Below are 12,732 nucleotides of genomic sequence, written 5' to 3'. Positions count from 1 at the left end.
GTGAAAAATATTAATTACGAGGCTGTACTCTTCCGTCTTTTCTGTCCTGTGATCTACCGATAGTATATCCGGTTGCACCACCAACTACACCACCAATCACGGCACCAAGACCTCTGTTTTTCTTAGCGATAATCGCTCCTGCAGCAGCTCCACCTACGGCACCAATGATTGTTCCTTTGGCTGCCTTACTCATCCCTTTTTTCTGCTGGGTTGTACCTTGTGAAGCATTGCTTCCGTTGTTTGCATAATTTCCGCTTCCTGAATTGGAATTGGACCCTCTGTCTCTGTATATGGTTTTTGTTTCTCTTATGATCTGAGGTTTTGAATTATTGGCTGCTGCAGTTTTTGATTTTTTATCTTCTGCAATGCTGTCTGCCTTTTTCTGAGCTTCATATACCAGCTTTTCTTTTTCAATAGCCAGTTTCTGTTTTTCTATTTCAAGCTGTCTGGCCTGAAATTCAAGTTTCTGCTGTTCCAGAGACTTTTCTGCTGTCCTTTCGTCTTTCTTGCAGGCCGTTAGTAAAAAAACGGATAAAAAACCTGCTAATACTATCTTTTTCATAATTCAAATTTTAATAAGTAGTTTCCACCAAAACGGTTTCTGCTTTGTTTGTATTTTCAATTATGAAGCCAAATTTTAGTTAAAGGATGTTAAAAAAGATAAAAAATGTAAATTTTTTGATCGGGTGTTGGATATAAGTGAGACTTAAACGAGGATTCAGCCCGTGTTGATCATAGTATTTTGGAGTGGATCTGTTTTATTTATTCTGATGTAATTATTAGTTCATGAATGATTTTTATTCAGTTCATATGAATGAATTATTTTTGTTTTACCAAATTACTTTATTATGAAAAAAACAATTTTTATGGCACTTGCCTTGGCAGGAATGTCGGCTGTTGCCCTTTCGTGTTCATCCAATGATGATATTACGGATGTCCAGATTCAGTCTAATGAAAAGAAATCAGATCCAGCAAAAGAAGTTTCTAAAACAAAATCGTATAAGATTAGGTTTGGGCTTTTATCTCAAAACGGAACCAAAATCCTTTCAGGGAATCATGATGTAGGCAGTTTTCTTGCCGAAAATATCGATACCGGTGAAGTATATGATACTTACTATAGTGGTGGTTTTCAGACTCTGCCTCAATATTATGAGGGGATTCCGGCAGGAAATTATATTTTCTCTGCGATGCAGGGACAAGGAGGATGGACTGGTTATGGTTCTGTTACCATGACTGTATCTGATGCTCAGGTAGATAATGATGGATTTGTTACCGTGTATATTCCTGTAACCTGGTCCGAATAACTTTGTAGGCAAAGAAATATTTAAATAACTTTGTTATTCTCAGGCTTGAGTTTTAGTCTTTGTAGTTTTTATTTCACTTTGTTTGGAAATTTATGTTAAATTTAGCGCCATAAAAACTGAAAAACTACTAACTATGGAGACTTTTGACTATTCATTTGTTTTTAACCTGAGTATTGCATTTGTTTTATCGATGCTTATTATTTTAGGATGTTATTTTATCCTTAGGAAAATAAACCATAAATCCGGCTTTTGGTGCTACAGTTATGATTTTCCTTATTGGAGAAAGTATAATAAAAAGAAATAAGACAAGAATTGTCCATGAAATTCTGTTTGGATTTTTCTGAATAGATTTTTTTCATCATTTGTGTTTTTAGGCCTCCTGAAAAGGGGGCCGTTTTTGTGGAGATAATCAGGAAAGGCAGGAAAAATTAATATGACCTCTGAGGATAGTCAAAACAGTATTAACAGAATAAAAAACTCCCCATTTCTGGGAAGCCTTCTTTGTTATATATTGAATGTTACTTTTACTTTGTTGATCAGCCTGTGCAGCTTTTGAGTCTGATAGTTCAGAAGCTGATAGATTTCCTGCTGATTAGTATACGTCTCGGGAACTTTCTGATTATTAATTTTGCGGATTCCCCTTCTCTTCATGGTTTCATGGATGACTTTCGCGAAAGATTCTTTTGCTCCCTGCTTGGAACTTTGCTGAGAAATGCCGTTAGAATGAAGCCTGTATAGGTACAATGGTTCTTTAATATATTTTACGTCTCCGTGCTCAAGTATTTTTAAATACAAATCCTGATCTACTGCACTTTTAAGAGCGGGATTAATTCCTGAAGTCTTTAAATAGGTTTCTTTTTTAAACGTGAAGAAATGAGCAAATTGAGTAGGACAATTAAAGAAATAGCGGCTGTTATAGATTTGCTTGGTTCCTGCATATACCTTTTCTGGGATAAGATTTTCATCGCACAGCATCATCTGGGAATAGGTAGCTGCAATGTCGCTGTTGTTGATGAATTCCTGTATTGTTTTTTCTAAAGCATCCGTATATAAAGCATCATCAGGATCCAGATAGGCGCAGATTTCCCCGGTTGCATATTTCATGCATTCTCTTTTGGTATAGCCGCAGCCTTGATTGGATGGATTATGATAGATTTTGAAACGAGGATCATTTTTAATGACCGCTTCAATTATTTCTACAGAATCATCCGTAGAGGCATCATCAACAATTATAACCTCCCAATTTCTATAAGATTGGCTGATCAGAGAGTTATAGCAGTCTTTAAAATACTTCCCATTATTATAGTTGGCTATAAGTATAGAGAATCTTATCACGATATATTGAATTAATATTTTTTTGTAAAACTAAGAAATAAAATACCGGAAAAATATAACCTGGATCATGGTGTATTTTATAAATTTTTATTATTTTTTAAGAATTATGATTGATAATTGACTTTTTGTAATGAATTATTTGTATGAATATGTTAAAATAAAAATGATTCATTGAAGATTATTGCACCTGAATTGTACTTAATATAATATTGTAATTTTAGAAAAAAATAAACTATAATTAACGAACTGTTGTAAAAAATTTTCTATCGTTATAAATATGGCATAAATGATAAATACATGTTCTTTTTTTGATGGAATATTATTTCATCAGAAATATAAAATGCATCACGGATTTTCCATTCTCATGAAAACAGGAATAGGCAGAATCTACTATTCATGATATAAAAACTTTCTTTCATCATTTGTGTTTTTTGGGTCTTTATTATTGGAGATTTTTTAAGCATGGAATAATTTTTATTCATTATAGATTACCCTTCCGTCAAACGGTTCACTCCAGCAGATAAAAATAAGATCATTAAGTCTTTTAATTTCTGCCTGGATTACTTCATATTCACCCTGTCTGTTTTTTCTTTCAACAATCAGGTCCAGACCTTTACCAATCTCATCAATTTTAAATTCCAGCTGATATTCATTCTGATCTTTCTCAAAGTCTTCTTTTTTGAAATTTCTGTGTGCCATGGTGTAAAGTTTTAAGGTTTGTTTTGTTATTGAATAAATTATGCCAAATGGGCTTATATTATTTATGTTTTATTGTGCTGGTTTTGTTTGAATGAAAAAACTCTCCTGTAAAGAGAGTTTAAAAAAAAGATAATAATGATGGAAATGGGATGATGTTGTCCAAATATACTGAGAAAGACTACCGTTATCATATGACCTGAGTCATAAAATAGAGAATTGGGATTATCTTACTTTTGAATTGAAATCCTTTATATATTATATTTTCATCACTTTATACATGCTTGTGGCCTCCTTTATAAAAAAGGAGGCTTTTTATTTCAGGGGTAGGGAGATAAAGATCAGTAAATTCATAGCAAAGAGACACATTGGGAAGGTTGTTTTTGTGAAGGAATATTGACACTTATCTGAGCCAGTTGCAGCACCCGAAAAAACAATAGGGTAAGAATCGAAAGTAATTTCAAGTGTATATGTTTTTAGGAAAGATACAAAAAGTATTTTCCGTTTTTTTTACGTTTGGCACGATTTTTCAATGTAATGTAGCAACTCATGTTTAATTTGAGTTTTCATGGTTATTAGTTTTTATCCCCGAAGCAATTCGGGGATTTTTTTGTTTTGTATTTAAAGGAGATATTCTTTGTGAAATCATTATGATTTTTTCTAATTAAATTGCATAAAAACATTGAACTTTGCCATTATTTATTAAAAGATAATACAGGTTTTTATGATTACAACCATATTATGCAATAAATAATTTATTGTATATTCGCGGCAGTTCATATTACAGTCCTATGAAAAACTAGTACTTTTTTAATGCCTTCCGTTTTCGGAGGGCATTTTAATTATAAGATTGAGTGCGAATCATTTGAAAAATCAGCAAGTGAGTAAAAAAATATTGTGCCGGACTGAAAACTTGTGGAGGTATTTTTTTATTAATCGTTAAGTTAAACTAAGGATAAATAATTTGGACGTTAAGATAAACAAGACCGCTTCGCTTATCCTTGAAATACAAAAGATTTTTGTATTACTTTGCTAAGTTTAGACTCAGTGAAATAAAAGAAAAAACCTCTAAAAATCTATAAATAGATGATTAGAGGTTAAAGAGGTACCTAGCGGATTCGAACCGCTGTAGATGGTGTTGCAGACCACTGCCTAGCCGCTCGGCCAAAGTACCATGTCTTTACCATTTTTAGGTGTGCAAATATAGCAAAATATATGATTCAACAAAAATTTTTTAAGCAATTTCTTTTGTGCCCATGCTGTTTATCTCCTCTTTGCGCTGTTTATCAAGGGTATATTTTTTTATATTCACCACTCTGGTATCGCTCCAGTTGTCATGCCATCCGTTGCTTCCCAGGAAAGACAGTATATCAAAAGGCACTAATCTGGAAATATTTCTTATAAAAAATTCCTGCAGAGTAGGTATTGTGCCGTCGGTACTCATTACTTTGGTTCCTGTAACATATTTACCAATGGTTCTTCCTTTTGTAAAATATTCCATGAAAAACAGATACAGAAAATAAACTGTTGTGGTTATCAAAATATCCTCAAATCTGCTCAATGTAGATAATTTGTTTGCAATATTCAGAAAAAAATCAATACTTAATAACTCGTATGAAAGTACAGAAAAGGTTCCATACAGGAAAAAAAGAGCGTATACTACAATCCGGTCAATAATAAAATTAGCCAGCCTGAGACCTTGTGAGGCTTTATTGTCCTCAATAATTTTAAAAAGTTTTTTCATAGCTATAGGTATTAGTTTTTTATCAGTTTATAGGCCGCTAACCGTTAATTTTAAGGATGCGTTGGTATCAATAACAGCTGTGATACCTGAAGGATTCATGAGAATTTTTCCCGGTTTCAGACTGAATACTTTTCCATTCATTTTTAAGCCTTTATAATATTCTTTGTTGAAAGCTTCTTCAATACTTTTTTTAGAGGCGAGTTCCAGATCCTGGGTTGGAATTCCGTATTCATCTTCAATCATTTTTACGATTTTCCCCTTAAACAATAGGGTAGCGGTTTTCTGCAGGATATTGGCAGTTTTAAGGTTGAATTTTGTGTTAGACAATACAATTTTCTTTTTCGCATCATCATACACCGGAATACCGGATATCAGGGCCCGTCCGTTGACATATCCTTCGGTTTCCGCTTCAATAACCACCCTGTCATCAATGCCGTATACTCTGATGTCTTTAATTTTCACTTTAGACCCTCGAACATCATATTCTTTGTTTAAAAACATATTTCTTGCAATATTCGAAGCTTCGGTAAAAGGAATATTGGCGGTTGTCTGAAGCAAAAATTGATCAGCCAGTGCAGAAGATACAGTGAAATTGCCCACAGTTTTTATCGGCTGGGTAGCTGCAGGTTTACTTCCTGTAAATGTTTCAGAATACACATCAATCCCGATATTGGTATCGATTTGGTTTCCATAAAATTTCAACGGAGTAATATTAACGCTGATTGGGCTTACTTTCAGCCAGGTATTATATTCTTCTGAAATATTAAAAGGCTGAGAAAAAACATTCCACGCCATTACAGCATACTGCTGAAAATTCAACTGGGTAGTCATCTGCTGGTCGATCGTTTTGCTGAATTTTTCTTGTTGCTCTTTCAGGCTTTTTTCAACAATAGAGGTTATGGGGATCTGAATCTTCCCATAGTCCAGTACCGGTTTGCTTACCCATCTGAACCCATTAGGCCGGGTAGTTGTAGATATGGTCCAGTTATTATTGAATGTAATAGAGGTATTAAAAGACATCACTGTTTCAAAGGTTGTATTCTGATAGGAGTAAACCCCTAATGTGCCAATACCTTTCTCTGCCCAGATTCTTAACGGAACCTCGATCAGTATATTCTGACTGGTGCCACCTACCAAACGAATCGGGCGGGTTTTCCAGACCTTTACCTTAAACTGATCGTTGTTGTTATCCGTATAAGAATCATCCTGATACACCAGATCTTTTACAGTAGCATTGATCATATTGCTGATCTCCGAAAGAGGAATTGTTACCGGCATTGTAATGCTGGACTTCATCTTGGGAAAATTATAAACAGGAGCCTGGCTGGCTGTATTGGTCTGGCCGAAAATGATGCCAAAACTTAGAAGAAATAATATTTTGATGGATTTCAATGTTTTATGTTTTTTGTAAAACGAAAATAATAATTTTTAATGATTATCAGGTTTGAAACTTTTTTCCAGTTCAATGCTGGCTCCTTTCATTTCTCCCTGCATAGGAGGTGAGGTTTTGGTTACTCTTAACTTAATGTAGGAAACCTGTGGGAAACTTTCATGAATCTTTAAAATAATCCTTCCTGCAACATGTTCCAGAAGCTTAGATTGAATGGCCATTTCCTGATGGATGATGGCGTTGATATCTGCATAGCTTATGGTGTCATTCAGATCATCGGTTTCTGCTGCTTTCCATAGATCAGTATGCAGCTCTGCATTTAAAATATAGTAGGTACCGATGATGTTTTCTTCTGGAAGCACTCCGTGATAGGCATATATTTTAATATCTTCAAGATATATTTTGCTCATTGTTTTATTTTTATTCAGCAAAAATCGTTTTAATTCTTCAAAATCCGGAGCTATTTCTGTAGTTTTTTTATCCATTTTTATCAGATGGTTTAATGATGCCGGAATCTCTGAGATAGTATGGGTGGCTTTTTCTATGGCATCAGGAAATTTTACAAGATGTACGGTCCCTAAAATAATCCCTTTTTTACCCGGATTTTTACCCAGATACTTTTCCAGTGTGTTGATGCGACAGCATCATGAGGATCTGTGAGCTAATTATGATGGTGGAAAAGATCAGAAATTGTCTGAAGGGTTTCGCTGTCACTTATGGAATATCCGAAAATTTTATTTTTCAGAAGACTGGACTGATGGTTAAATAATTCCATAATTCTTACAAAATTGCTTGGATTTCCACATCCATGGCGTTGGAAAGGGTAAAAACCGCTTAAGACTATTTTTGTTAAGGGCAGCAATAAAATATTCAGCAGGCAGTCCTCTGAAATGAGCGACAAGTCCGGCGAGGACATTCCAAAGTTTCGGCTGGGAACACTTATTACGGGATCTGTTTTCTCATATTGATGCCATTGCTTTACAGGGCAAGTGTCCAAATTATTTGGAAATAACATCATTTTTTACAGACAATTTGTATGATAAGAATAGAGTGTTTTCTCTGAATAGAAAAAATGTATACATCTTTTAATCAGTATTTTAAAATTATTCACTCTGTTTTGAAAAATAAATATTATCTTTAAGATACAAACTTAAAACAAGATCAATATGAAAAATTTAAAGAAACTGAACCGAGAAAGTTTAAAGTCAATTAAGGGAGGTGATGTATGTTATGAAAACTGTCCTCCGGGACCTTACGGGCCAGGATTACCAAGATCCTGTGATGCTTTTCATGCGTTGCCTGCCTGCTGCCAATCCAGAGTATTGGTACATGCCGACTGCTTTCCTCAATAGGTTAACACGAGTGTTGTGAAAACAGTGCTTTTTTGATTTTTAAAAATTTCATCGGATTTCTACAAAAGACTTATAAAGTGACGCACTTATTTAAAAACTCGTTGCATCTGCTAATTGATGCTTTGTTTTGAATAAAAAAGATTTCATTTTCGTATGACAAAGAACAAATAAATCAACCTGAATTATTATGAAAAATTTAAAAAAACTTTCAAGAGAAGAGAAAAGTAAGATCAGCGGTGGTTTTACCGAATTTCAAATTGAGACTTGCGGTGGTGCGGCGTATGTATGCTTCCGTGGAGGCGGTGCATGGGGATGCTGGAGAAAACCGGGCGGAACCTGCTATCCTCCGATGGTGTAATGCGGGAAAATATAAATCCAAAAACAAATTATTATGAAAAAATTATCAAGATCACAGTTGAAAAGAATGAATGGTTCCGGATGTCCAGGGGGATGTCCTTATCCTCCAGGAACAACTTTTGGGCCTCCCGGATCAGGAGCATCCCGTACCTGCCAGCAGTATTCGGTGCTGTCTGATTGTTGCAAAACGCAATATTTCTTAATGCCTGCCTGCGTAGGTCCTGTTACTTCTTAAACAGGATGGTAAACATCTGCATTTATACTATTTTGTTTGCCTGTAGATAATCTTATTTTACGGCAGACTAATTTAGGGGAATTAAAAAAGCACTGTTTTCGCAGTGCTTTTATTTATTTTGAAATTTTCTTTTTAGGAATAACAAGTTGAGAACTCAGATTGGGAAAATATTTTCTCATGGTCTGAATATCTTTTCCTGAAGTGTCTATAAATTTCCAGTTTTTACCATTATTACCAGATACAGCGATCATGTAATAATCTGCATTGATATTTCCTTTAGGAGTATCCATCTGTATTTTTTGATGGACAACGGCCTGCTGCTCATTTTTTACTGTAATAATATCTGAGACATCAGAAAAATCAACTTTTTTAAAATGATGGCCCTGCTTGTTCATGGTATCCATTGCAGCTACGGAAACATTGATCATCTTCTTTTTGCCGCCCATCATTTTTATAACTCCCTCATGAACATAGCTGCTGAAAACATCATAGTTTTTATTCATAAAGGCCTGTCTCATTTCATAAGCCTGCTTTAAAACAGTCTCTTTCTGAGAGGTCTGTGAGAAACAAATATTGATAACAAACAAACATGCAATGAAAAACAGTTTTTTCATTATTTGATTGATTTTGAAAGATCCAGCATCGCTTCAATTGGCTTCAATGCCTTTAATCTTAATTCTTCGTCGATAAGAATTTCCGGAAGTTCATATTTCATGCACAGATACAATTTTTCCATGGTGTTTCTTTTCATATAGAAACACTCTGAGCAGTTGCAGCTTTCATCAAAAACAAGAGCAGGAATCAGTTCTTTGTGTGGAGCACGCTTTCTCATCTCATGCAGAATTCCTTCTTCCGTGGCGATAATGAATTTCTGGCAGTCGTCTTTTTCCACATAATTCAGCAGGGCTGAGGTAGAACCGATGAAGTGGGCCAGCTTTAAAACGGCTTCTTCACTTTCCGGGTGTGCAATTAATTTTGCATCAGGAGATTCTGCCAGCTGTTTTGCAATTCTTTCCATGGAAAATGCTTCGTGAACGACACAACTTCCGTCCCAAAGAATCATATCACGGCCGGTTTTCTGGGATAAATATCTTCCCAGGTTTTTATCCGGTGCAAAGATAATCGGGCGGTCTTTCGGAAGAGCTTCAATAACGGTTTCAGCATTGGAACTGGTTACGATAATATCACTTTCTGCTTTTGTTTCAGCATTACAGTTGATGTATGTTGCAATTAAGGCATTAGGATGCTGTTCGCGCATTTTTCTTAATCCTTCCCCTGAGCATCCATCTGCCAGTGAGCATCCTGCCATCGTATCAGGAAGAACTACTTTTTTAGTCGGGTTTAAGATTTTAGCAGCTTCTGCCATGAAATGTACTCCACAGAATACAATCATATCAGCGTTGGTGTCTTTGGCCTGTCTTGCAAGTTGTAAAGAATCTCCCAGAAAGTCAGCAATATCCTGAATTTCTCCCGGCTGGTAGTAGTGGGCGAGAATTACAGCATTTTTTTCTTCCTTAAGTTTAAGAATGGCTTTTACCAATTCTTCACCCTGAGGGATCATTATATCTTTAATATCCAGATATCCCCTCACAGGAATAGCTGCTTTGGCTTTTTCTAATGTTTCGATACTCATATCAGCCTCAATTTTTTTAATTACAGAAATTATAAATCAATAAATCAGAAGTTAAGTTTTCTGACTTTCGGCTTTTAATTTCCAATAAAATTTTTTATTAAACTTTCTATTTCTTTTTTTGCTTCATCAAGATCAGTGTTAATCACAATCCTGTCAAATTCTGCAGCATAGGCCATCTCTTCTTCTGCCTTAGCTACACGGATTTTGATGGTTTCTACATCATCTGTGTTTCTGGAAATCAATCTTCGTTCCAATTCTTCAATGGAAGGTGGTTCAATGAAGATTGAAAGGGATTTTTCTCCGAAATATTTTTTCAGAGAGATTCCTCCTTTTACATCTACATCAAAGATCACTACTTTCCCTTGCTTCCAGATCTTTTCCACTTCAGATTTTAAAGTACCGTAATATTTATCAGTATATACTTCTTCATATTCTACAAAAGCATCTTCTGAAATTTTCTGTCTGAATTCATCAGGACTTAAAAAATGATAGTCTACGGCATGTACTTCGCTGCCTCTCGGCTGCCGTGTAGTGCATGAAATTGAAAATTCCAGTTCCGGAAAAGTTTCCAGAGAATGTTTTACCAATGTAGTTTTTCCGCTTCCTGAAGGCGCTGAAAATATGATTACTTTATCCATTTAGGTTTTAGAGATTGTTAGATCATAGACATAAGACCGGGATCTTATGTCTGTAAGTCTTTTGTCTATAATACGTTGAGCGTCTGTTCTTTAATTTTTTCCAGGTCATCCTTCATTTTAACGACCAGCTTCTGGATTTCAGCATGGTTTGCTTTTGAACCCAGAGTGTTGATTTCTCTTCCGATTTCCTGTGAAATAAAACCAAGTTTTTTTCCATTGAAATCCTCGTTGTCCATTACTTCTTTGTAATATTTCAGATGCTGGGTAAGTCTTACTTTTTCTTCTGAAATATCAAGTTTTTCAGTGAAATACGCCATTTCCTGATAAAAACGGGTTTCATCAACATTTTCAAACTCTTTTAACGTTTTCTGATAACGTTCCTTCACACTTACAATTCTTTCTTCTTCAAAAGGAATAACCTGCGAAAGGTATTTATCAATATTCTGAACATTTCTTTCCAGTTCTTCATGCAGGATTTTACCTTCCGTTCTTCTGAACTCTTCGAAACGGTCAACAGCCGCATTTACAATCTTTGCCAGTGCTTCCCATTCTCCTTCTGTAAGTTCGTCAGGTCTGGAAGTAATAGCGTCAGGCATTCGTACGGCCATTTTCAGGTATTCAAAATCAGGGCCGTCTGAAGCGATGTTTCGGAGCTCATTGATATAAGAGTCAATTAAACTTTTATTGATCTTCACATCATTGGATTCCTCAAGGTTCTCCAGATTGATGTAGCAGTCTACCTTGCCGCGGATAATTCTGTCATTCAGAATTTTTCTGATATCGAATTCTTTTTCTTTATAGCGTAAAGGAACTTTGATATTCAAATCAAAGCTTTTGCTGTTCAGAGATTTAATATCTATTGTAATCTTTTTTCCTTCAAAAACATCTTCGGCTCTACCGAATCCGGTCATTGATAAAATCATAGTTTTTTATTGTTGTACAAAGATAAACATTTAAATTAGCACTGTGAAATCTCTTAAGATTCCATCTGACCGATAAAATAATGAATTTGAGCTGATGAAAAACTTAATTTCTGTCGTAGGACCTACCGGCATCGGCAAAACAAGACTGGCCATTGACCTTGCAAAATATTTCAATACGGAAATTATTTCCTGTGATTCCAGACAGTTTTTTAAAGAAATGAAAATAGGGACGGCGGCTCCTTCAGAAGAAGAACTGGCGGAAGCGCCCCATCATTTCATCGGTAATCTTTCGGTTCAGGAATATTACTCCATTGGACAGTATGAAGAAGATGCACTGAAAAAACTCAACGAACTTTTTAAAGACCATGACACCGCTATCCTTGTCGGTGGAAGTATGATGTATGAAAAAGCCGTGATTGAAGGGCTGAACGATCTGCCGGAAGCGGATGAAGATAATCAGAAAAAACTTCAGGAGATTTTTGAAAATGAAGGGATAGAAAAACTTCAGGAGATTTTAAAAGAACTGGATCCGGAATATTTTGCTGTTGTAGATTTTCATAATCACAGAAGGCTTTTACGGGCCATTGACGTTATTTGGCAGACGAATAAAAAATATTCAGAACAGATTGCTGTTTCCCAGGATTCAAGAGATTTCAATGTGATTCGCATCGGAATTGAAGCTCCGAGAGAAGATCTCTATGACAGAATCAACAGAAGGGTAGACCTAATGATGGAGAATGGCTTACTGGCCGAAGCGGAAGGTCTGGAAAAATTTAAAGATTTAACCGCTTTGAACACGGTTGGTTATTCAGAACTTTTCAGATATTTTGACGGGGAATGGGATCTGGAATTTGCTGTTTCGGAGATCAAAAAGAACAGCCGGAGATATGCCAAACGTCAATTAACCTGGTATAGAAAAGCGGACGATATTTATTATTTGCAATTGGGATATTCGCAGAAGGACTTTGATGAATTAATTGAGTATATTACCAAGGGAATCATGTAAAGGTTTTTTATTTTGATACAATAAATTTTCGTAATAAATGATCAAGATAAGGATTGAAGTTGGGAGCTGGAAGAGGGAAGCTATAAAGGTTATCAATACTATAAGTGTTGATGTCTTTT

Annotated in this window: 16 protein-coding genes and 1 tRNA gene; 5 read left to right on the top strand and 12 right to left on the bottom strand. The window is 35.4% G+C overall.

The features are described 5' to 3' along the window. Positions 1 to 10: 10 nt before the first annotated feature. A complete protein-coding gene (locus J2Y40_RS13175; protein WP_153395451.1) occupies positions 11 to 562 on the bottom strand; it encodes a YMGG-like glycine zipper-containing protein in 552 nt (183 codons plus the stop codon). A gap of 286 nt (positions 563 to 848) precedes the next feature. Here J2Y40_RS13175 and J2Y40_RS13170 point away from each other — a divergent pair, with 286 nt between their 5' ends. Then, the gene (locus tag J2Y40_RS13170) at positions 849 to 1,304 is read left to right on the top strand and encodes a hypothetical protein (protein WP_153395449.1); all 456 of its coding nucleotides are present in this window, start codon (positions 849 to 851) and stop codon (positions 1,302 to 1,304) included. A gap of 504 nt (positions 1,305 to 1,808) precedes the next feature. Here J2Y40_RS13170 and J2Y40_RS13165 read toward each other — a convergent pair. The 7 genes from J2Y40_RS13165 to J2Y40_RS13135 all read right to left on the bottom strand — a co-directional run bounded on the left by J2Y40_RS13165 (position 1,809) and on the right by J2Y40_RS13135 (position 7,487). Beyond that, positions 1,809 to 2,639 (bottom strand): glycosyltransferase family A protein, encoded by an 831-nt coding sequence (locus J2Y40_RS13165; RefSeq protein ID WP_231128673.1) that lies wholly within the window; start codon positions 2,637 to 2,639, stop codon positions 1,809 to 1,811. A 474-nt stretch (positions 2,640 to 3,113) separates the two neighbouring features. Next, complete coding sequence (locus J2Y40_RS13160) at positions 3,114 to 3,338, bottom strand: glutathione synthase (protein WP_153395445.1); 225 nt, start codon at positions 3,336 to 3,338, stop codon at positions 3,114 to 3,116. Between the two features lie 1,100 nt (positions 3,339 to 4,438). Further along, positions 4,439 to 4,509: transfer RNA gene (locus J2Y40_RS13155), tRNA-Cys, on the bottom strand. 60 nt (positions 4,510 to 4,569) lie between these two features. Continuing rightward, positions 4,570 to 5,079: an RDD family protein gene (locus J2Y40_RS13150; protein ID WP_153395443.1), complete on the bottom strand. Its 510-nt coding sequence runs from the start codon at positions 5,077 to 5,079 to the stop codon at positions 4,570 to 4,572. 27 nt (positions 5,080 to 5,106) lie between these two features. Next, on the bottom strand, positions 5,107 to 6,471 hold the full coding sequence (locus J2Y40_RS13145; RefSeq protein ID WP_309999399.1) for a DUF4403 family protein: 1,365 nt from the start codon (positions 6,469 to 6,471) through the stop codon (positions 5,107 to 5,109). Between the two features lie 36 nt (positions 6,472 to 6,507). Next, complete coding sequence (folB, locus tag J2Y40_RS13140; protein WP_309999880.1) at positions 6,508 to 6,879, bottom strand: dihydroneopterin aldolase; 372 nt, start codon at positions 6,877 to 6,879, stop codon at positions 6,508 to 6,510. Between the two features lie 251 nt (positions 6,880 to 7,130). Beyond that, positions 7,131 to 7,487, bottom strand: coding sequence for a hypothetical protein (locus J2Y40_RS13135; protein WP_153395439.1), 357 nt, complete (start codon positions 7,485 to 7,487; stop codon positions 7,131 to 7,133). A gap of 148 nt (positions 7,488 to 7,635) precedes the next feature. On the opposite strand from J2Y40_RS13135, the gene J2Y40_RS13130 reads away from it, so the two are divergent. The 3 genes from J2Y40_RS13130 (at position 7,636) to J2Y40_RS13120 (ending at position 8,413) form a co-directional block, all read left to right on the top strand. Next, on the top strand, positions 7,636 to 7,821 hold the full coding sequence (locus J2Y40_RS13130; protein ID WP_153395437.1) for a bacteriocin-like protein: 186 nt from the start codon (positions 7,636 to 7,638) through the stop codon (positions 7,819 to 7,821). Between the two features lie 187 nt (positions 7,822 to 8,008). Beyond that, complete coding sequence (locus J2Y40_RS13125) at positions 8,009 to 8,179, top strand: bacteriocin-like protein (protein WP_153395435.1); 171 nt, start codon at positions 8,009 to 8,011, stop codon at positions 8,177 to 8,179. A gap of 33 nt (positions 8,180 to 8,212) precedes the next feature. Continuing rightward, on the top strand, positions 8,213 to 8,413 hold the full coding sequence (locus tag J2Y40_RS13120) for a hypothetical protein (protein ID WP_153395433.1): 201 nt from the start codon (positions 8,213 to 8,215) through the stop codon (positions 8,411 to 8,413). A gap of 113 nt (positions 8,414 to 8,526) precedes the next feature. Here J2Y40_RS13120 and J2Y40_RS13115 read toward each other — a convergent pair whose 3' ends face one another. The 4 genes from J2Y40_RS13115 to J2Y40_RS13100 form a co-directional block, all read right to left on the bottom strand. Further along, positions 8,527 to 9,027, bottom strand: a complete 501-nt coding sequence (locus tag J2Y40_RS13115) for a hypothetical protein (protein ID WP_309999396.1) — start codon at positions 9,025 to 9,027, stop codon at positions 8,527 to 8,529. After that, positions 9,027 to 10,046 carry a quinolinate synthase NadA gene (gene nadA, locus J2Y40_RS13110; protein WP_309999394.1) on the bottom strand — a complete coding sequence of 340 codons (1,020 nt, stop codon included), beginning with the start codon at positions 10,044 to 10,046 and terminating at the stop codon, positions 9,027 to 9,029. The genes J2Y40_RS13115 and nadA overlap by 1 nt, the downstream gene beginning before the upstream one ends. 74 nt (positions 10,047 to 10,120) lie before the next feature. After that, positions 10,121 to 10,684: a guanylate kinase gene (gene gmk, locus J2Y40_RS13105; RefSeq protein WP_309999393.1), complete on the bottom strand. Its 564-nt coding sequence runs from the start codon at positions 10,682 to 10,684 to the stop codon at positions 10,121 to 10,123. Between the two features lie 65 nt (positions 10,685 to 10,749). Continuing rightward, complete coding sequence (locus J2Y40_RS13100; protein WP_153395425.1) at positions 10,750 to 11,607, bottom strand: YicC family protein; 858 nt, start codon at positions 11,605 to 11,607, stop codon at positions 10,750 to 10,752. Positions 11,608 to 11,701: 94 nt separating this feature from the next. Between J2Y40_RS13100 and miaA the strand changes: the two genes are divergently transcribed. Beyond that, the gene (gene miaA, locus J2Y40_RS13095) at positions 11,702 to 12,613 is read left to right on the top strand and encodes a tRNA (adenosine(37)-N6)-dimethylallyltransferase MiaA (RefSeq protein WP_309999391.1); all 912 of its coding nucleotides are present in this window, start codon (positions 11,702 to 11,704) and stop codon (positions 12,611 to 12,613) included. Positions 12,614 to 12,732: the final 119 nt, after the last annotated feature.

Source organism: Chryseobacterium sp. 2987 (genome assembly GCF_031456375.1).
In the GTDB taxonomy this organism is placed as follows: Bacteria; Bacteroidota; Bacteroidia; order Flavobacteriales; family Weeksellaceae; genus Chryseobacterium; species Chryseobacterium vaccae.
The sequence above is the reverse complement of the archived record's forward strand: the minus strand, read 5'-3'. Positions and strand labels throughout refer to the sequence as shown.